Genomic DNA, 19,754 nt, shown 5'->3' on the forward strand with positions numbered 1-19,754 from the left:
GCGGGACGGGCGTAACTGAAATGATATTTTTAGTTACAAAATCACTAACGTAATGATTATTTTAACGCTGCGTAAGCCATGCGAGTTATTAAGCGAATCGGCCTGCTTGCACTAAAGATATTTGTTTCTAAGCTCTAAGCATAACTTTACATAATAACCGGCGCTGGCCGGTCCGAATAATTATGAGCGATGGCTTAAACGAGGCGTTAAATGAGCGAAGCACAATGTACCATTATATTTAATGGTGAGCGCTTAAGCGGAACCGCAAATCAACCGTTAATTGATTTTCTGCAGGAGCAGGGAAAAAAACTGCCTCATGTCTGTTATCACCCGGCGCTGCCGCCGCTGCAAACCTGTGATGTTTGCTGGGTGGAGGTGGATGGCGAAGCGGTGCGCGGCTGCACGTTACGCAGCGCCGAGGGCTTACGCGTGGTCAGCCAGAGCGCGGTGCTGCAGGCGGCACAGCAGGAGGGCATGGACCGCATCCTCAATCGCCACGAACTCTACTGCACGGTATGTGAACACAATACCGGCGACTGCACGTTGCATAACACCGTCGCGGATATGCACATTCCGATTCAGTATTACCCCTACCAGCGCAAACCGGACAGCAAAGACCACAGTAATCCGTTTTATACCTACGATCCGGATCAGTGCATTCTGTGCGGACGCTGCGTGGAGGCCTGCCAGAATGTCGAGGTGAATGAGACGCTGTCGATTGATTACAACGCCGATCACCCGCGCGTGCTGTGGGATGGCGGGACGCAGATTGCCGGTTCCAGCTGCGTCAGCTGCGGGCACTGCGTGACCGTCTGTCCGTGCAACGCGCTGCTGGAAAAAACCATGCAGCCCGACGCCGGTCCCTTCACCGCAATGGATGAAGACCTGAAGCGGCCGCTGATTGATTTCGTCAAATCGCTGGAAAACAGCATCGGTATGGAGCCGATCACCGGAATTTCGCTGATCGATGATGCGCTGCGCAAAGTCGAAATTAAAAAAACCAAAACCGTCTGCACCTATTGCGGCGTCGGCTGCAGTTTTGAAGTCTGGACGCGCGATCGCCACATCCTCAAAATCCAGCCGGTGGCTGATGCGCCGGTTAACGGCATCTCAACCTGTGTCAAAGGCAAATTTGGCTGGGATTTTGTGAACAGCCCGAACCGGCTGACCACGCCGCTGATTCGTGAAAACGGCCAGTTCCGCCCGGCCAGCTGGGAAGAGGCGCTACAGCGCGTGGCCGACGGCCTGCGCGCGGTGGCGCGCCAGCACGGCGGTAACGCCATTGGTTTTATTGGTTCCAGTAAAGCCAGCAATGAGGAAGCCTACCTGACGCAGAAGATCGCCCGTCTGATTTTCGGCACCAGTAACGTGGACAACTCCTCGCGCTATTGCCAGAACCCGGCGACGGAAGGGCTGTTTCGCACTGTGGGCTACGGCGGCGATGCCGGTACGCTGCGCGATCTGCAGCAGACCGACCTGATCATCACCGTTGGCAGCAACCTGGCGGAAAACCACCCGGTTTTCGCTTCACATATCAAGCAGAGCCACAAACATCGCGGACAAAAGCTGCTGGTGGTCGATCCGCGCCGTCACGAAATGGCTGAGCGCGCCGACTGTTATCTGCGCATCCGTCCCGGTACCGACATGGTGTGGGCATCGGCGATGGCGCGCTACATGTTCGATCACGGTTATGCCGATGAAGCATTCCTGCGCACGCGCGTTAATCAGGTGGCGGAATATCGCGCCTCGCTGGCTCCGTTTACGCTTGAGATGGCCAGTGAAGTCACCGGTCTGAGCGTGGCGCAGTTGACCGAAGCCGCCGAGATGATTGGCAACGCGGGCAGCGCCTGCCTGCTGTGGGCGATGGGCATTACGCAGCACAGCCACGGTGCGGATACCAGCACCGCGCTCTCCAATCTGCTGCTGGTCACCGGCAACTACGGCCGCCCTGGCACCGGCGGTTACCCGATGCGCGGTCACAATAATGTGCAGGGCGCCAGTGATTTTGGCTGCTTAAGCAATGTATATCCCGGCTATGAAAAAGTGACCGATGCGCAGGTGCGGGAAAAGTGGGCGCGCGCCTGGGGCGTGGCACCGGAAGCGCTTTCCTCAGAGGCCGGGCTGGATAACTTCATGATGGTGGAAGACGCGCATAAACAGCGGGTGCGCGCCATGTACATCATCGGCGAAGAGACCGCCTTTTCCGATGCGGACTCGACCAAAGTGCACGAAGCCTTTAGCCGGCTGGATTTCATGGTGGTGCAGGACATCTTCATGAGCCGTACCGCGCAGTTCGCGGATGTGGTGCTGCCTGGCTGTCCGAGCCTGGAGAAAGAGGGCACCTTCGTGAATACCGAACGGCGCATTCAGCACTTCTCGCCTGCGTTTGCGCCGCTCGGCGACAGCCGGCCTGACTGGCAGATACTGACTGATGTCGCGGCGCGTCTCGGTCATCACTGGCACTACCCAAATCCCGGCGCCATCATGGCAGAAGCTGCGGGTATCGCCGCGCTGTTTGCCGGGGTCAGCTATGAGAATCTCGTCGGCTGGCAGTCACAGCTGTGGCCGGTAAACGCCGACGGCAGCAGCACGCCGCTGCTGTATACCGAGGCGTTCGCCTTTCCTGATGGCAAAGCGCGTCTGTACCCGCTGACGTGGCAGCCGCCGATGGAAGCGCCCGATGAGCAGTACGACCTGCTGCTGAACAATGGCCGTATGCTGGAGCATTTCCAGTCGACTAATCAGACCGGGCAGGGCGGGCGCATCAAATCGCTGTCGCCCAACTGGTTTGTTGAGATTTCGCCGCAGCTGGCGCAGGAGCGGCAACTACAGCAGGGCGACTGGGTGGAGCTGCGTTCGCGCCGGGGCAGCGTAGAGGTGCCAGTGGTGGTGACCGAACGGATGGCCGGCAATGTGCTGTTCATTCCTATCCACCATGGCAAACCGGGGGTGAACGGGCTGACCGGTGAACACCACGATCCCGACGTCAACACCCCGGCCTATAAAGAGATTGCGGTGACGATGCGTAAACTGGCGCATGCGCCACAGCCGCACCCGATTCCGCTGCACAACTTCCGCCACGGCCAGCGCACGCCGCTGGATCATCTGCCCGTTGAACAAAAATGGCAGCAGCCTGAATACCGGTTGCCGCCTGAACACGTTTCGCATCCGGAGAAAAGCTAATGGCCGAACCGCTGCACTATCAACCCACTCCGACGCGCACCGAACCCAGCGCGCAGGAGGCGCTGAACGAACTGCTGGAGAATCTGCATCAGCACGGTTTCCTGCGCCTGGCTAATGACATGGTAAAAGCCAACAATGACATCGGCAAAATCGTCGCCGCCGGGCTTAACCGGCCCGGCACGCAGAATGCGGTTCAGAACCTGTCGCTGCTGTTTATGACGCTCAGCACCGTACCGCCGGAGCGTTTCAACCATTTACTGCTGGCGCTGCGCGATGCCCTGCTGGCGATGAAGCCGGCCAGCGACACGGCGCAGCAGGAAAAAAGCGCGCCGGGCGTCAGCGGTGTGCTCAAACTGCTGAATGATGAGGCGCTGTGGCAGGGCATCCGGCCCCTGCTGGCGGCGCTGGAAACCTTCGCACGCGCCATGCAGGGTGATGAGGAGAAGCCGATAATCCGCTACAGCGGTAAGCCGAGCCGTGAGTAGCCAGGAGTGGGTGCTGCTGATCGCGCGCGGTCAGTTTGCCCTGACAATGGGCATGCACATTACCCTGGCAGCGCTGACGCTGGGGCTGGCCCCGTTTCTGGTATGGTTTGAAGCGCGCTGGCTATGGAGCAGACGGCCGGAAGCGCATCAGGCGCTGCACTTCTGGATCAAGGTATTCGCGCTCACCGTGGCGATTGGCACGGTTTCCGGCGTGATCATGGAGTTTCAGTTCGGCACCCACTGGTCGGTGTTTGCCAGCAAAGCGGGCGGCATTATCGGTCCGCTGATGCTGTATGAAGTGCTGATCGCTTTTTTCCTCGAGTCGGCGCTGACCGGCGTGATGCTGTTTGGCATCGATCGGGTGAAACCCGGCGTGCATTTCGCCATTACCTGTCTGGTGGCGCTTGGCGCGATTTTCAGCGCTTTCTGGATCCTTGCCGCTAACTCCTGGATGCAAACGCCGCGCGGTTTTACGCTCAATGACGCCGGCCAGTTCACGCCGGACAGCGCCTGGAGTTTGATTTCCGCGCCCTCGTTTGGCTGGCGGCTGGCGCATATGCTGCTGGCCTCGTGGATCAGCGTGGCGTGTTTGCTGGGTGGCGTCGCAGCGTGGCGCCTGCTGCGTAATGCTGGCGAGGCCGCCAGCCGGCTGATGCTGCGCAGCGCGCTGACGGTGTCGCTGTGCATCCTGCCGCTGCAGATGGTGGTGGGCGATTTGCACGGCGAAAACACCCGTGACTATCAGCCCGCCAAACTGGCGGCGATCGAGGGCAGCTGGCAGCCGCCTGCGCCAGGGGAGGGCGAGCCGCTGCGGCTGTTTGCGCTGCCCGATCAGGCGCAGCAGCGGAATCACGCCGAGCTGGCGATCCCGGCTATCGGTTCGCTCTACCTGCGCCATAACCTCAGTGGCCACATCAAAAGCCTGCGTGAATTTCCGCGCGACAGCCTGCCGCCGGTGCTGCCGGTGTTTTTTGCCTTTCGCCTGATGGTGGGCCTGGCGCTGCTGATGCTGCTGAGCAGCCTGGCGGGCAATGTGCAGCGCTGGCGCGGTCGTCTTGATCAGTCGCGGCGCGTGCTGCGTCTGCTGGCGCTGATGTCACCGGCTGGCTTCATTGCGCTGCTGGCGGGCTGGGTGGTGACGGAGGTCGGCCGGCAGCCGTGGACGGTATACGGCATGCTACGTACCGCCGACAGCCTGGCGCCAATGTCCCTCGGCAGCAGCGTCGCCATTTTCGTGTCGGTGGTGGTGATTTACGCACTGAGTTTTGCCTTTGGCCTGTGTTATCTGCTGCGCCACCTGGCGGCACCGCTGCCGGATCCGCAGGCGACGGCGGTAGCGGAAACCATACAGACGCCAGCCTGAGGAGGGTGAGAATGTTGGTCGAACTTTCTGCGGTGCTCCTGCTGTTTGCCCTGCTGATGTATCTGGCGCTGGATGGCACGGATAGCGGCGTGGGGATGCTGCTGTACAGTTTCGACCAGCCACAAGAACGGCAGTGGATGGTGCACAGCCTGCTGCCGCTGTGGGATGCCAATGAAACCTGGCTGGTGTTGCTGGCGGGCGGCATGCTGGCGCTGTTTCCGCCGCTGTACAGTCTGCTGTTACAAACGTTGAAGGTGCCGCTGTTTCTCTTCCTGCTGGCGCTGTTTTTGCGCGGGCTGGCGCTGGCGTATCGCGGTCAGCCTGGCGAGACCGGACGACGCTGGCTGGACCGGCTGCTGATGGTCAGCTCGCTGCTGGCGGCGTTTCTGCCAGGCTGGATGAGCGGATTGATGCTGGTGTCGCGTCCGCCCAGCGGGATTGTGATTGATTTTTCGCTGGTGCCGCTGCTGTGCGGCCTCGGGCTGGTGGCGGTTGATCTGCTGCTGGGCTGCTGCTGGCTGTGCTGGCGCATTGGCGAGCCGGTGGTGGAGCGGGCGCGGGCGCTGGCCATGCTGTGGTGGGTGGTGACGCTGGCCTGCTTTATTGCCGTGCTGCTGCTGGAGCCGGCGCTGTGGCAGCAGAGCTGGCAGTGCTGGCCGGGAAAAGTGTTGCTGAGCCTGTTGCCTGCGCTGTGGCTGCTGCAGTTGCTCACGCTGTGGCGGGAAGCGATGGTGGCGTTATTGATGATCACGTTGGTACAGACGGGCGTGGTGGTCGCGGCGCTGGCGTGCGGGCTTTATCCGTGGTTGCTGCCGTGGCAGCTGGAGATGCACCAGCAGGCCTCCTCGCCGGTGACACAGGGGGTCGTGGTGACGGGGCTGCTGATTGTGTTGCCGCTGACGCTGCTGTACCACAGTTGGGCGTTCTGGGTGTTTAAGCGCCAGCCGCAGGCATAAATAAGTGTTTATAACGGTATTATTCGCTGGCACGTTTCGTAGCGGCGCGATTTATCACGCTGATCAAACCTCTGCGCCGCTGTGTTTTTGCGCAATAAATTGCGCCGCTACGATTGGTGCAGAATGTGATGACGGTACTGGTCGCTGGCACGTTTCATAGCGGCGCGATTTATCGCGCTGATCCAACCGCTGCGCCGCTGTGTTTTTGCGCAATAAATTGCGCCGCTACGATTGGTGCAGAATGTGATAACGGTACTGGTCACTGGCACGCTTTGTAGCGGCGCGATTTATCGCGCTGATCCAACCGCTGCGCCGCTGTGTTTTCGCGCAATAAATTGCGCCGCTGCAATTGGTGCAGAATTTGATAACGGTACGGGTCGCTGGCACGTTTCGTAGCGGCGCGATTTATCGCGCTGATCTAAACGCTGCGCCGCTGTGTTTTTGCGCAATAAATTGCGCCGCTACGATTGGTGCAGTATGTAATAACGGAATTATTCGCTGGCACGCTTTGTAGCGGCGCGATTTATCGCGCTGATCCAACCGCTGCGCCGCTATGGCTTGTGCTGGCTGGATGAATCCACCGCCGGAATCCGCATAAACAGCGTGCCGCGATAGGGGATCGGCAGGAAATCACGGAACAGGGTTTCCAGCGTCTGCTGCGGATCGATGTCGGCGAACAGCTGCGGGTACAGCGTTTTTGCCATGAACTCGGTCACCGCAATATGCCACGGGCTGAGATAAAAATTCATCCAGATTGCCGCCGCATGGCCGTTGCGAATCGCCTTCAGCTCACGCAAGCCGTTCTGCTGCGCGGTGAGCTGACGAAAACTGCTCAGCACCGCGTCGGGCGCGACGTCCGGCCCGAGGCGCAGCAGGCCTGCGCTGGCGTTATCGCCAAAGCCGGTGGCAAAGTAATACTCAGGCTGGGCTGCGATCACCTGCTCCTCACCCAAACGGCCAAACACGCCGTGCTGGGTTTTGCCTGCAATATTGTCGCCGCCGGCGGCGTTGAGCAGCTCGCCCAGACTGCCGTTAATCGCCGTCACGCAGCACTCGTTGCGCCGTCCCAGATGCAACTGCAACAGCACCGTGGGTTTCGGCCCGTGATAGCGCGCCAGCCGTTCCTCGATCACCTGCAGATGCGCACTGTAAAAGCGGTTGAACGCCGCCGCGCGCGCCTGCTGATTCAGCACCTCACCAAAAATCTCTACGCTGCGCCGGGTGTTCTTTAACAGATGTACGCGCAGATCGATCTTCACTACCGGAATATGCGCAGCATTCAGGATGCTGACCAGCCTCAGATCGGCATCATCGTAGCGCGCCAGGCTGGGCAGAATGACCACGTCCGGCCGCAGGGCGAGAATCTGCTCCGGATTGATCGCCTGAGGGCCGCCCGATCCGAGCGTCGGGATGTTCAGCATCTGCGGAAACCGCTGCGCAAAACTGTTCCACGTCTGGCTGTCATACTTTTGCAGATCGCGCGGCCAGCCGACGATGTGGCGGAACGGGTCATCCGGCGCCAGCAGTGCCAGGGTATACAGCATGCGGCTTTCACCCAGCACGATGCGCTGCGGATTATCGGGAATCTCCACCCGATTGCCGTCAATATCGGTGATCACCCTGGCCAGCGCGCTGGTGCTGAACGCCAGCAGCAGGAGGGCTGCCAGCCAGGCACGCCACGTCAGCGGCTTTTTCGCTCGATCAGAATTCAACGCTGGCCTCGACCATCAGGTTACGGGTTTCCCCTTCGCGCACGCGCAGGTTGCCGCCGCTGGAGGTGTAATAGTGCTTATTGAACAGGTTATTCAGGTTAAGCTTCAGCTGGGTTTTCTCGCCAAACAGCTGATTATTCCAGGCGATAAAGCTGTCGGCGACCACATAATCCGGCAGCGTAAAGCTGTTCTCCGGATCGCCGGCGCGTGAGCCAACGTAGCGCGCACCGCCGCCGACGCGGAAGTCACCGGGAATGCCGTTCAGCGTCAGATTATGGCTCAGGTAAAGCGCCCCGGCGTGACGCGGTGCGTTCTGCAGGCGGTTGCCCTTGTTCGCCGGGTTGACGCCATCGTCGACGATTTCGGCCTTATCGTAGCTGTAGTTGGCGCTCAGATCCCAGCCCGGCAGCACTTCACCATTGAGCTCAAATTCAGCGCCGCTCGAACGCGCTTTATTGATGGCGCGCGTGGTGCCGTTGATATTAAGGGACATATCGCGTTCGTCGATGCGGTACAGCGCTACGCTGGCAAACAGCCGGGGCGAAATCTGCCACTTGCTGCCCACTTCCCATGTGGTGCCCTGTTCCGGCTTGCCGACGTTGCCGTCATCGTCGACGTCAGTCGACGGCGTAAAGGATTTGCTCACGCTGCTGTACAGTGAGACATCCGGCGTCAGTTTGTAAATCAGCCCGGCCTGCGGCAGGAACTTGTTGCCCTCGCTGTCCAGCGTTTGCACCACCGGATCGAAGCCCTTTGACGCGCGCTGTTCATAGTGCTGATAGCGTCCGCCCAGCACCGCAATCCAGTCGTCGGTTAGCGAAATGCTGTCTTTGGCGTATACCGAGCGACTGTGCAGGCGGTTAAGCAGGTTGGCGTTGGCGCTGTTTTCACTGCTGCTGTTGGTGATCGGTGCCAGCATATCGTATTGCGGATCGTACAGGTTGAAGCCGGTGTTCGCTTTACCCTGATACTGGTGCGCACGGTAAGTCTGGTTCATTTCATAATCAGTGCCGAACACCACATCGTGCGTCATGCCAAACAGCTGCGGTGAACCGATCACATCCCACGCCACGTATTTGGTTTTATGGTTGAAGCCACGGTTGGCGTCGGCGCGGCGCGTCACCACGCCGGTGGTGGGGTTGATCGCCGTAACCCGCACTTCGTTGTTGTCGTACTGACGCTGGTTCCAGCCAAAAGTCAGGCGCGTGCTCCACGCCTCATTGAACTGCCAGTCGTAGTGCGCGTTCAGGGTTTTATTGTGGCCCCACGCATGGTTAGCTTTATCGTCCAGGCGATCTTTATAGCCAATCGCTACCGGCTTACCGTTAACAAACGCCGTGCCGCGATCGTAGGGAATATCGTATTGATAATCTTCGTAGCTGATGAGGAAGCTGGCCTGCTCGCCATACCACTGTAGCGAGGGGGCGATTAAGGTGTGTTTATCGCTGCCGAAATTGCGCCAGTAATCCTGATTCTGCTTTTCGGCAATCAGGCGGAAAGCAAAACCGTTGCCGAGCGGGCCGGTGACGTCCAGCGTGCCGGCGCCGCCGCCCTCGCTGGCTGCGCGACCGCTGACTTTGGTGTGCCAGGTGTATTGCGGCTTTTTGCTCACAATATTGATCACGCCACCGGGATTCTGGATACCGTACAGCAGCGAAGCCGAGCCCTTCAGCACCTCGACACGTTCGGTGGTGGCATCAAAATTCAACCCCTGGCTGCTGCGCACGCCATCACGATAGATGGAACCATCCGAGTTGCTGCCAAAGCCGCGGCGTACAAAGCCATCTTCGGTACCTGCCAGCGTATTGCCTTCGCTTACGCCGCTGACAAAGCGCAGCGCGTCGACGAGGCTGGCGGCCTGATAATCCTCCAGCTGCTGTTGCGTCACCACGCTCACCGATTGTGCTTCATTGAGGCGCGACACCGGCGTTTTACTGGCGACCGAACTGCTGGTGGCGCTATAGCCGTCGTCACTGTTTTGCTGCTGCGCCGTCACGGTGAGGGTGCTGTTTTGTTCAGCGGCAAGGCTGTCAGTACTGCTGAGTGCCGTTACGCCGTAAATAGCGGCAAGGATAGCCGGATGGCACAGTAATTTAACCGCCCGCGGTGAGTTGTTCTGCATCGAATATAAACCTGGTGTAATTGCGGGATTATTTATTCCGCGCAACGAAGCTATCAGTAAAATACTGCCGTTGACGAACAGGACATTCGCGGCCCGGCATTGTTATGCCATCAGTCAGCGGAAAAAGGCGGCTGAGATGTAATTGAGAATCATTCAAACATGAAAAAATGTAGTAGTAAACGTAAATGATGGTGTGGATACTACAGCAGAACGCGGTAGAAAATTTTGAACCGGGATTGTCAGAAAATTTATTTACAATCAGTCGATTATGCTTTTTTTTGTAGTTTGAGGCTGGCCGGGTTAAGCCAGGCGTGAAGGGAGTGGGCAGCGGTAGCGGCGCAAATTTTTACTACAAGCCGGCCTGCCGACGCGGTTCACAACGATGCGGTATTACTAACAGGCAACATAATGGCGGCAAATAACATTAAAAATCGGGTGGATGTATTCGGTGAACGCTACCGTGCGCGCGTCACGACATTATCGGCCAGCCTGCAAACGGTGGCGCGATATATCCACGAACATCGTGAGGCTATATTAGACGCGACTGCATTGGATATCGCCCAGGCCACCCAAACTTCTGACGCCACCGTGGTGCGCACCGTGCAGGCGCTGGGCTTTGCCGGTTTGCGCGATCTGAAAACCACGCTGGCCGCGTGGTTTGGCCCGGCGCAAAACTCGGAAGAGAAGATGAGCGCGACCATCAGCGAACTGTCGTGTGACATCAACTCCGGCATCGATTTTGTGCTGGGCGGCCATCAGCGCGCCTGCGAAGTACTGGCAGAACCGGTCAACCGCCAGGCGGTAGCGGCTGCGGTGACACTGCTGCTGGAAGCGCGTCAGGTGGCGCTGTTTGGCATCAACGCTTCCGGCATTCTGGCGGAGTACAGCGCGCGACTGTTCCGGCGCATCGGCCTGCCGGCGGTGACGCTTAACCGTGCCGGGATTGCGCTGGCGGAACAGCTGATAACGCTACAGCGCGGCGATGTACTGATCATGATGGCGCAGAAATCGGCGCACCGTGAGGGCATGACGACGCTGAAAGAGGCGCAGCGGCTGGGTATGCCGGTGATTCTGCTGACCCACGCGCTGGATTCGGCGTTTGCGCAGCAGGCGGATGTGGTGATTAACGTGCCGCGCGGCGGTGAAAATGGTCGCATGCCGCTGCACGGCACGGTGCTGGTGTGCCTCGAAATGCTGATTCTGGCGGTGGCCTCCGCCAGTTCGGCACGCACGGTTAAAACCATGAAACGCATTCAGGATCTCAATCGATCGCTGAAACCCACGTCGAAGAAGGCGGGATAACCGCGCATCGCTCAGGCGCGGCGGCGGGGCGATTCACTCCGCCGTTCGCTTCCGGATCTATTTCACAGACTCGCTTGCAAGGCGCGCGTGGCTGTCGTTAACATTAAGGAAATAAACATTTCCTTAATGAGTCCGCGTTAACGGCGCGGTAGCGCAGAATCGCATCCAATAAGGAAACACTCTTTACCAAAATAACCGGAGAACGCTTATGTCACTGCCTGCCCTGGACGCCGCGCCGCGCTGGTCACAGCCCGTCGATCACCTGCCGCAATTTAACCATGCTTACGCCACGGTCGCGGGCGTGCGGCTGCACTATGTCAGCGGCGGCAATGCGCAGGGACCAGTGCTGGTACTGCTGGCGGGCTTTCCGCAGAGCTGGTTTGCCTGGCGTAAGGTGATGGCGCAGCTGGCGGCAGACTATTTCATCATTGCGCCGGATCTGCCCGGCCAGGGCGACTCCGACAAGCCTGCCAGCGGTTATGACACCACCTCACTGGCGCACAGCGTGCAGGGATTGTTGCAGCAGTTGGGTGTTGAGCGTTACTACCTGGCCGCGCATGACGTGGGTGCCTGGGTTGCCTGGCCGCTGGCGATGCTGCACGGTGATGCCATCAGCAAACTGGCGCTGCTGGATGCCGGCATTCCCGGAGTGACGCTGCCGGATGCGCTGCCTGCGACGCCGGACAAAGCCTGGAAAACCTGGCACTTTGCTTTTCACCTGTTGCCGGATCTGCCGGAAGCGCTGATCGCCGGTCGTGAAGCGCTCTATCTGCAGTGGTTTTTGCAGCGCAAAGCAGCCAGCCCGATGGTGTTTGGTGACGAAGAGATGGCGGAATATGTGCGGCTGCTGCAGCAAAACGGCGCGCTGCGCGCCGGCATGGCGGCGTACCGTGAAGTCAGCACCTCAGCGGAGCAGAATCGTCAGTTGTTGCAAACCCGGGGAAAACTGGCGATCCCGCTGCTGGCGGTGAGCGCCGATCAGGGCTCAATTGCCGATATGGCACAGCCGCTGCGCACTTTTGCGGCCGACGTCAGCGGGATTCGCCTCGCGCACTGTGGTCACTTTATCCCGGATGAGCAACCGCAGGCGCTGGCCGACGCGTTACGTCAGTTCTTTGTGTGACGCATCACTTAACCCTGATTATCCATGTGTAAGCGGCCGAGCCGTGAAGGGGGGGGCGGCTGACTTGCAATAGCCACTGCATTGCGGCTAAGATAGGAACCAGTTGGTTTATAATTAAAGGGGAGGGCAGTGATGAAGAACCTGACCGTCATCGGTCGCCCGCGCGAGTTCGAGCTGGAAGAGGCCGCCCGCAGCGCCATGCACGTTTTCTGGGATCGCGGCTATGAAGCGGCGTCGCTACCGGATTTGATCGCCGGAACCGGTTTATCGCGCGGCAGTCTCTACAAGGCGTTCGGCGATAAAAAAGGGCTGCTGCTGGCCGCGCTGGATATCTACATGACCGAAGGTCTGAAAGCCACCTCGGATATTCTGGCGCAGCCCGGCGCGGTTAAAGCGGCGATTCGCGCCTCGCTGCTGCGTTATGCCGCGCTCTCCAGCGGCGAGAAAGGGCGGCGCGGTTGTCTGGTGGTGTCACTCACCACCGAGATGGCCGCGCATGATGAACAGATTGCCGAACGCACGGGACGCATGTTCCGGCGTTTGCAGCAGCTGTATGCGGCAACACTGGTGCGCGGTCAGCTGAGCGGAGAACTGCCCGAGCGTGATGAGCAGGTGCTGGCCCGCTTACTGGTTTGCCAGATTGAAGGGATGCGTATCCTCGGTAAAACCGGGGCAACGGTAGCAGAAATGAACGCAGTAGTGGACTGCACGATGCGTCTGCTCGACTAATTTTTTTATCCATATTGGAACTGATCGGTTCCTTAGTGAGGTGTTGTGATGTCCGATCCGCACGCGTTAAATCCCGAGCCACGCCGCTGGGCGATGTTTATCGTCCTGCTGACAGGCGCATTTTTACCCCCGCTGGACTTCTTTATTGTCAATGTGGCGCTGCCGTCGATTCAGAGCGATTTGGCCACGTCCGGCTCGGCGGAGCAATTTGTCATCTCGTCCTATGCCGGGTTTTATGCCGTCACGCTGATCACCGGCGGTCGCCTCGGCGATCTGTTTGGCCGCGGGCGCATGTTCTTCGCTGGACTGACCGGTTTTGCAGCGGCTTCTGCGCTGTGTGGCTTTGCCTGGTCACCGGGCGCGCTGATCGCTGGTCGCGTGCTGCAGGGCATCACTGCAGCGATTATGGCACCGCAGGCGCTGGCCTCGATTCAGGCGATTTTCCCGGAGGCGGAGAAATCGCGCGCGCTGAGCCTGTACGGCGCGGTATTTGGCCTGGCCTCGGTGATTGGCCAGGCGCTGGGCGGCATCCTGATCTCACTCAACCTGTTCAATAGCGGCTGGCGCGCCATTTTCCTGGTCAATCTGCCGGTAGCGCTGCTGGTGGTGCTGTTTGGCATCCCGTTGATTAAAGAGACGCGTGCTCAGCACGCGCGCAAGCTGGATTTTGGCGGAATGGGACTGTCGATGATGACGCTGGGTCTGCTGATCGTGCCGCTGATTGAAGGACGGGAAGCGGGCTGGCCGCTGTGGGCCTGGCTATCGCTGCTGCTGGTGCCGGTGCTAGGCACTCTGTTCTGGCGCTATGAAAGCCGGCTGGCAAAGCAGGGCGGCGATCCGCTGATCGATCCGGCGATTTTTAGCGTGCCGGGTCTTGGGCTGTCCCTGCTGCTGGCGCTGCTGTTCTACTCGATTGGCGTATTCTTCCTGCTGTTCTCGATCTATTTACAGGGCGCGCTGCATCAGGGCGTACTGAGCGCCGGGCTGATCTTCCTGCCCTTTGGTGCGGGTTTTCTGCTGGGGCCATTATCCACGCCCGCTGCGCGACGGCTGATTGGGCCTTACGTTAACGCCACTGGGATGGTGCTGGAAGTGGTCGGCCTGCTGGGCCTGGCGTGGCTGATGGCCAGCACGCCGGTCGGGGTGTCACCGGCGGCGCTGCCGCTGGCCCTGGGGTTGTTTGTGGTGGGGTTTGGTCAGGGGCTGGCGCTGCCGACGTTGATGCACATCGTCACCGGACGCGTGGCACCCGCCTGGGCCGGGATGATTGCCGGTATCGCCAGCTCCACCTTGCAACTGAGCACGGCACTGAGCGTGGCCATTATCGGCGGGATCTTTTATGCCGTGCTGGGCACGGGCAAGGGGCCGGGAGAGATTACCCATGCCTTCATCGTGGCGATAGTGTGTATGTCGATTTGTCTGGCGGCCGGCGCGCTGCTGAGCATCCGGCTAGCGCGCAGGCCTGCCGCACAGGCGGCGGTGCTTAAATCCCTCAGCTAAGTTCGGTCGCTCAAATCAATCGCGTCCATTCCTCAGAACGACATCGTGACACCGGCGTACCAGGCGCGGCCCGGTTCGTTATAGGTCGATGCCCCGGCATTTTCGCGATAAACGCGCTTATCAAACAGGTTATTGATACCGGCGTTGGCGCTCAGGTTTTTAGTGATGTCATAGTTGAGGTTCAGCCCGACAATGGAATACGGGCTGATTTCACGCTGCGACAGACCACGGCTGGCCTCGAGGCTGGTTTCCGCATACTGGCGTGGCTTCTGCCGGCCGTATTGCGTCCAGTTGATGTTGGCGCTGAGCGCCTCGGTCGCCTGCCACTCCAGCTGCGAATTGATGGTGAATTCCGGAATTACCGTCAGCGGGTTGCCGGTTTTTTTGCTCTCCGAGCGGAACATATAGGTGGCATTGGTGCGCCACTCCAGCGTGTCGGCAATCAGCGGGATGCTCAGATTGCCTTCCAGCCCTTCGACGATCGCTTTGCCGCCATTTTCCCAGCGCAGCAGGTTATACGAGCCGGTTGAAGCCACCGGCGTGGTGCCGGAGATGATTTTGTTTTTGTAATCATTGCGGAACCAGGTGATGCCCGCCACATAGCCCTGATGACTGAACTCAATGCCTACTTCTTTATTCACACTGATCTCGGGATCGAGGTCTTTGCTGCCCAGCAGGTAACAGCGTGACAGGCCAATCGGACAACCGTTGCCGCGCGTCGACAGGATATAGCCCTCAGTGGACTGATACAGGTTTGGCGCTTTAAAGGCGCGCGCAATACCGGCTTTCAGCGTGAAGTAATCACCGAGGCCCTGCGATAGATTGAGGCTCGGGCTCCAGTTAGCGCCAAACTGATCGTGATAGTCGAAGCGCAGGCCGGGAATCACTTCGGTGGAGTCGGTGGCGGCGATGTTGTCTTCGAAATAGAGCGAGCTGATGGTGGCGCTGTTTTTACTGTCACGCTGCGAACCGTCGCTGGAAACGCCGCCGAAATCGACGCCCGGTGCGCTGGTGGCCTGTACCGATGCCGGATCGTTAAGCTCATCGCGATTCCACTCAGCACCCAGCGTAACGGTTTGATCGACCAGCAGCTGCAGCGGGAAATTGATCTCGCCGCCGGCGCGATAGCTCTCCAGCCGGCTGGTAGCGTACGTATCGCTGTTGATCATCCCTTCGGTGCTGCCGCCGGAGCCTTCTTTCAGGCGGGTGTTATTGGTTTTCTCATAGCTAAAGTTGAGCTTAGAGGTGCCCCAGTCCCAGATGCCGTTGTGCACCACTCCATAGTTCTGGCGATACAGGCGGTTGGTTTCGCTGCCGTACAGCGCTTCCACCAGCCCGTTGGCGCTGGCATTGCTGTTGCTGTTTTGCGTGTCGCCGGCATAAATATTGCCCTGGCGACTATAGCCATAGCTGAAATCGATAATCTGCGTCGGGGTGATTTTCCACGACAGCACGCCGTTGATGTCTTTGTTACGCACCCCTTCGCGTCCGGCGGCGTAAGCGCCATTTTGCGCGGTATTGATGTCGAATGCGTCGGCATCCGTTTTGTTCAGGTTGCCGTACAGCCGCATGGTGAGTGCCTCACCGGCCAGCGGACCGCTGAGGTTGAAGTTCGCGCGGCGGGTGGCGCCTTCCTTGTCATCTTCTGGCTGGTTAGTGAACAGCGACAGCGAACCGTGCCAGTCATTGGTCGGGCGTTTGGTAATAATGTTGACCACACCGCCGGCGGCACCGGAGCCATAACGGGCAGCGGCCGGACCGCGTATCACCTCAATGCGTTCCACCATTTCCGGCGGTACCCAGTTGGTATCCCCGCGTGAGTCGCGCTCACCGCGCCAGCTGTAACGCACCGAGTTACGGGAGGTGACCGGCACGCCATCGATCAGCACCAAAGTGTTTTCCGGGCCCATGCCGCGAATGTCGATCTGACGGTTGTTACCGCGGCTGCCGCTGGCGCCGTTACCGGTGAGGTTAACGCCGGGCATTTTGCGGATGATGTCCGCGAGGTCGTTAACGGGCGGACTTTTTTTGATGTCTTCAGCGGTAATGGTGGAGACTCCCGGCTGCTGCTTCAGCTCCTGCTCTGCCGTCACAATCATCGACTCATCGTCGGCCAGCTTCTCCGTGGGTTCAGCGGCAAACACCGGTGAGGTTAACAGGCCCGCCAGGCACAGTGCGACCGGATGCTTTTTGCTACATACAGTTACATTCACTTATATCATCTCCCTGATGCGTTAACATTTGTAAGCAAATGCGCATGATAATGAGAATGGTTTGCATTGTATATTGGTGTGCAACTTCTTTACATTCCTGCGCAAATCGCCTCGACGGGCCGCTTTTTTGTCAGTTTTTGTCAGCAGGGCGATACGCTGGCTTAGACAGGAACGTTATGGCTAATAAGCAAATCATTCAGCGTGGCAGGATAAGGAGGTGCCTGATTTGCGGCAACAATCTGATTTTTGCGCGACGACAGGGCCGCATTCAGGCCAGCAAAGAAACCTATTGCCGGATTTCGGCAATAGATATCTGTTTTTCGCATTTGTGATCGCTGCCTATCTTCCTGAGAATGGCTGCGGGACGTTTTGAGGATGACAATCCTTTGCGCCGCGCGGCTTTACGCGACATGAGCAAAGGGAAAAATACATCGCTACCTCGACGCCTTTTCCCTGCCGGGAAACATTTTAAATATCAGGAGAAAGGTTCCAGTGAAATTCGCAAAAGGTATCACCCTTTTCGCACTCGCTCTCAGTGCGCACACCGCGTTTGCCGCCGAACAATCCGTCCCAACCGACAGCTCACTGCATGTTCAGGCTGATGCCGCGCTGAAAAGCCTGGTGCCCGCCGACGTGGCGAAGCGCGGCTATATTGTGGCAGGAACCAACCCCAACACGCCGCCCACCACCTTCTATAAAGAAGACAACAAAACGCTGGCTGGTCGTGAAATTGACATCATGAACGCGGTCGGTGAGCGTCTCGGCATTCAGGTGCAATGGCGCGATACCGGCGGCTTCGACAACATCATTCCGGGACTGAAAACCGGCCGCTACGATGTGGCCTTGTCCAACATCAACGCCACGCCGGCGCGCGCCAAAATTATCGACTTTGTGAGTTACTACGACGCCAGCCGTCTCGGCATTATTTCGCGGAAAGACGCCAACGTCGCGCCGTTCAAAACCCTCGACGAGGTGTGCGGTAAAGAAGTCGGCGCCGGTTCCGGCACCACTCAGGTGACCCGTCTGGAAGAGGCCAGCAAAGCCTGTGAAGCGGCCGGGAAAAAACCGATTAAAGTGTCAGTGTTCCCGGATCGCCCGGCGGGTGTTCAGGCCGTGGTCAGCGGGCGTGTGCCGATGTTCCTCGGTCCGTACGAAGGCCTGTTGTGGCAGGTGAAAGTGATCAAACCGCTGACCATGAGCGGCGAAATCACCGTGCATGATGCGCCGGTATCGGTCGCCTTCCCGAAAGATTCCGCGCTTGAACCTGCGGTACAGGCAGCGCTGAACTCGCTGATTAAAGATGGCAGCTACCAGAAGATCCTGGATAACTGGGGCATCGGCTTTGGCGCGGTTAAAGAGTCAAAACGTAATCAGGATATCTTTCAATGAGTGACTTTCACGACCACACCGACGATCTGAAAATCGTCGGTAAACGCTACTACGGACGCTGGCTCAGTGCGCTGGTGGTGCTGTTGTGCGTGGTGGCGATGGCGCATTCGATGATCAACAATCCGCGCTTCGAATGGGGCGTGATTGCGGAAAACTTCACCGGCGAGTCGATCCTGCAGGGCGTGCTGATGACGCTGCAGCTGACAGCGATTTCGGTGGTGCTGGGCTTCGCCTTTGGCACGGTGCTGGCGCTGATGCGCCTGTCATCCAACCCGGTGCTGGTCGGCGTCAGCTGGTTCTATACCTGGTTTTTCCGCGGCGTGCCAATGCTGGTACAGCTGTTCCTGTGGTACAACATCGCGGCGCTGTACCCGACCATTTCGCTGTCGCTGCCGGGTCTGGGTGAAATATGGAGTACTCAGTCTAATGCGCTGGTCAGTCCGTTCAGCGCGGCGGTGATCGCGCTGGTAATGCATCAGTCTGCCTATGCGGCTGAGATCGTGCGCGCCGGGATTCAGAGCGTTGGCAACGGCCAGCTGGAAGCCGCCCGTGCGCTGGGTTACCGTCCGGCGCAGATTTTCCGTCATACCGTACTACCGCAGGCGATGCGTGCCATCATGCCGCCGGCCGGTAACGAAATCATCGGCCAGCTGAAAACCACGGCGGTGGTATCGGTGATCTCCCTGCAGGATGTGCTGTTTTCGGCGCAGATCATCTATCAGCGCACCTATGAAGTGATCCCGCTGCTGCTGGTGGCGACGCTGTGGTATCTGCTGATGACCTCGGTACTGTCGGTTGGTCAGTTCTATGTCGAGCGCTACTTTGGCCGTGGCGTCACGCGCCGAGAAAAGCGCAGTTTACTCAAGTCGCTGCCCGGTTTCTCCGCGCCTAAAGCCGAAAGGAGCGTAAGCAATGGCTGAAGCGATCGCCTTACGTAAGGTGACCAAACGTTTTTCCGGCGTCACCATTCTGGATGAAGTTAATCTTGATATCCCGGCCGGCTCGGTGACGGTGATCCTAGGACCGTCCGGCTCAGGCAAATCGACGCTGCTGCGCTGCATCAACCATCTGGAAAAACTGGATGGCGGCACGATTCGTATCGGTGGCGAGATCATCGGTTACAAACAGAAAGGCCAGGCGCTGCACGAGCTGAGCAGCAGCGAGATTGCGCGTCAGCGTGCCGAAATCGGCATGGTGTTTCAGCAGTTCAACCTGTTCCCGCACCGCACCGTACTGCAAAACATTGTCGATGCGCCGATGCGGGTGAAAAAACAGAGCCGCCAGCAGGCGACCAGCAAAGCGCTGTCGCTGCTTAAGCAGGTGGGGCTGGCCGGGCGCGAAGAAGAGTGGCCGCAAAATCTTTCCGGTGGTCAGCAGCAGCGCGTGGCGATCGCCCGTGCGCTGGCGATGGATCCCGGCGTGATGCTGTTTGATGAGCCCACGTCTGCGCTCGATCCGGAACTGGTGGGTGAAGTGCTGCAGGTGATCAAACAGCTGGCGCACTCCGGCATCACCATGGTGATCGTGACACACGAGATCGGTTTTGCGCGCGAGGTGGCCGATAACATCGTGTTTATGGAAGGCGGGCGGATTGTGGCGGCGGGGCCGACGCAGCAGGTGCTCGACGATCCGGAAAACGGACGGGTAAGAAACTTTATTGCAACGGTGCTGTAAGCA

14 protein-coding genes are annotated in these 19,754 nt (G+C 59.0%); 11 read left to right on the top strand and 3 right to left on the bottom strand.

Going from position 1 to position 19,754, the window contains the following annotated elements; translation table 11 throughout:
• Positions 1-210: 210 nt before the first annotated feature.
• From fdhF to AC6I79_RS20925, 4 genes are read left to right on the top strand one after another with little or no spacing between them, the layout of a single operon-like run.
• Entirely contained in the window at positions 211-3,183 is a 2,973-nt protein-coding gene (gene fdhF, locus AC6I79_RS20910) for a formate dehydrogenase subunit alpha (protein WP_498027851.1), read from the top strand.
• Positions 3,183-3,668: a DUF1641 domain-containing protein gene (locus tag AC6I79_RS20915; RefSeq protein WP_498027852.1), complete on the top strand. Its 486-nt coding sequence runs from the start codon at positions 3,183-3,185 to the stop codon at positions 3,666-3,668. Before fdhF ends, AC6I79_RS20915 begins: the two co-directional genes overlap by 1 nt.
• A complete protein-coding gene (locus AC6I79_RS20920) occupies positions 3,661-5,031 on the top strand; it encodes a cytochrome ubiquinol oxidase subunit I (RefSeq protein WP_159377499.1) in 1,371 nt (456 codons plus the stop codon). Before AC6I79_RS20915 ends, AC6I79_RS20920 begins: the two co-directional genes overlap by 8 nt.
• A gap of 11 nt (positions 5,032-5,042) precedes the next feature.
• On the top strand, positions 5,043-5,987 hold the full coding sequence (locus AC6I79_RS20925) for a cytochrome d ubiquinol oxidase subunit II (protein ID WP_498027853.1): 945 nt from the start codon (positions 5,043-5,045) through the stop codon (positions 5,985-5,987).
• Positions 5,988-6,538: 551 nt separating this feature from the next.
• On the opposite strand, the gene AC6I79_RS20930 is transcribed toward AC6I79_RS20925, so the two are convergent.
• Both AC6I79_RS20930 and AC6I79_RS20935 read right to left on the bottom strand, forming a co-directional pair.
• Positions 6,539-7,699, bottom strand: a complete 1,161-nt coding sequence (locus AC6I79_RS20930; RefSeq protein ID WP_413230757.1) for an ABC transporter substrate-binding protein — start codon at positions 7,697-7,699, stop codon at positions 6,539-6,541.
• On the bottom strand, positions 7,689-9,821 hold the full coding sequence (locus AC6I79_RS20935) for a TonB-dependent siderophore receptor (RefSeq protein WP_159377771.1): 2,133 nt from the start codon (positions 9,819-9,821) through the stop codon (positions 7,689-7,691). The genes AC6I79_RS20930 and AC6I79_RS20935 overlap by 11 nt, the downstream gene beginning before the upstream one ends.
• A gap of 408 nt (positions 9,822-10,229) precedes the next feature.
• Here AC6I79_RS20935 and AC6I79_RS20940 point away from each other — a divergent pair, with 408 nt between their 5' ends.
• From AC6I79_RS20940 to AC6I79_RS20955, 4 genes are all read left to right on the top strand, one after another.
• Positions 10,230-11,123 carry a MurR/RpiR family transcriptional regulator gene (locus AC6I79_RS20940; RefSeq protein ID WP_058770525.1) on the top strand — a complete coding sequence of 298 codons (894 nt, stop codon included), beginning with the start codon at positions 10,230-10,232 and terminating at the stop codon, positions 11,121-11,123.
• Between the two features lie 208 nt (positions 11,124-11,331).
• The gene (locus AC6I79_RS20945) at positions 11,332-12,246 is read left to right on the top strand and encodes an alpha/beta fold hydrolase (protein WP_058775084.1); all 915 of its coding nucleotides are present in this window, start codon (positions 11,332-11,334) and stop codon (positions 12,244-12,246) included.
• 132 nt (positions 12,247-12,378) lie between these two features.
• Positions 12,379-12,975 (top strand): TetR/AcrR family transcriptional regulator, encoded by a 597-nt coding sequence (locus tag AC6I79_RS20950; protein WP_136546562.1) that lies wholly within the window; start codon positions 12,379-12,381, stop codon positions 12,973-12,975.
• A gap of 48 nt (positions 12,976-13,023) precedes the next feature.
• Entirely contained in the window at positions 13,024-14,475 is a 1,452-nt protein-coding gene (locus AC6I79_RS20955; protein ID WP_201449155.1) for an MFS transporter, read from the top strand.
• A 32-nt stretch (positions 14,476-14,507) separates the two neighbouring features.
• Here the strand turns inward: AC6I79_RS20955 and AC6I79_RS20960 are convergent, their stop codons facing one another.
• Positions 14,508-16,688 (bottom strand): TonB-dependent siderophore receptor, encoded by a 2,181-nt coding sequence (locus tag AC6I79_RS20960; protein WP_104093564.1) that lies wholly within the window; start codon positions 16,686-16,688, stop codon positions 14,508-14,510.
• A gap of 492 nt (positions 16,689-17,180) precedes the next feature.
• On the opposite strand from AC6I79_RS20960, the gene AC6I79_RS20965 reads away from it, so the two are divergent.
• The 3 genes from AC6I79_RS20965 to AC6I79_RS20975 are packed head-to-tail and all read left to right on the top strand — an operon-like array spanning position 17,181 to position 19,751.
• Positions 17,181-18,077, top strand: coding sequence for an ABC transporter substrate-binding protein (locus AC6I79_RS20965; RefSeq protein ID WP_021509534.1), 897 nt, complete (start codon positions 17,181-17,183; stop codon positions 18,075-18,077).
• Positions 18,074-18,997 (top strand): amino acid ABC transporter permease, encoded by a 924-nt coding sequence (locus AC6I79_RS20970; protein WP_021509533.1) that lies wholly within the window; start codon positions 18,074-18,076, stop codon positions 18,995-18,997. Before AC6I79_RS20965 ends, AC6I79_RS20970 begins: the two co-directional genes overlap by 4 nt.
• Entirely contained in the window at positions 18,990-19,751 is a 762-nt protein-coding gene (locus AC6I79_RS20975) for an amino acid ABC transporter ATP-binding protein (RefSeq protein ID WP_058758829.1), read from the top strand. The genes AC6I79_RS20970 and AC6I79_RS20975 overlap by 8 nt, the downstream gene beginning before the upstream one ends.
• Positions 19,752-19,754: the final 3 nt, after the last annotated feature.

Source organism: gamma proteobacterium symbiont of Scutellera amethystina, assembly GCF_059730845.1.

Coding starts and splice junctions, on each gene's coding strand:
- fdhF (WP_498027851.1), top strand. CDS start 211: ATGAGCGAAGCACAATGTACCATTATATTTAATGGTGAGCGCTTAAGC.
- AC6I79_RS20915 (WP_498027852.1), top strand. CDS start 3,183: ATGGCCGAACCGCTGCACTATCAACCCACTCCGACGCGCACCGAACCC.
- AC6I79_RS20925 (WP_498027853.1), top strand. CDS start 5,043: ATGTTGGTCGAACTTTCTGCGGTGCTCCTGCTGTTTGCCCTGCTGATG.
- AC6I79_RS20935 (WP_159377771.1), bottom strand. CDS start 9,821: ATGCAGAACAACTCACCGCGGGCGGTTAAATTACTGTGCCATCCGGCT.
- AC6I79_RS20940 (WP_058770525.1), top strand. CDS start 10,230: ATGGCGGCAAATAACATTAAAAATCGGGTGGATGTATTCGGTGAACGC.
- AC6I79_RS20945 (WP_058775084.1), top strand. CDS start 11,332: ATGTCACTGCCTGCCCTGGACGCCGCGCCGCGCTGGTCACAGCCCGTC.
- AC6I79_RS20950 (WP_136546562.1), top strand. CDS start 12,379: ATGAAGAACCTGACCGTCATCGGTCGCCCGCGCGAGTTCGAGCTGGAA.
- AC6I79_RS20955 (WP_201449155.1), top strand. CDS start 13,024: ATGTCCGATCCGCACGCGTTAAATCCCGAGCCACGCCGCTGGGCGATG.
- AC6I79_RS20970 (WP_021509533.1), top strand. CDS start 18,074: ATGAGTGACTTTCACGACCACACCGACGATCTGAAAATCGTCGGTAAA.
- AC6I79_RS20975 (WP_058758829.1), top strand. CDS start 18,990: ATGGCTGAAGCGATCGCCTTACGTAAGGTGACCAAACGTTTTTCCGGC.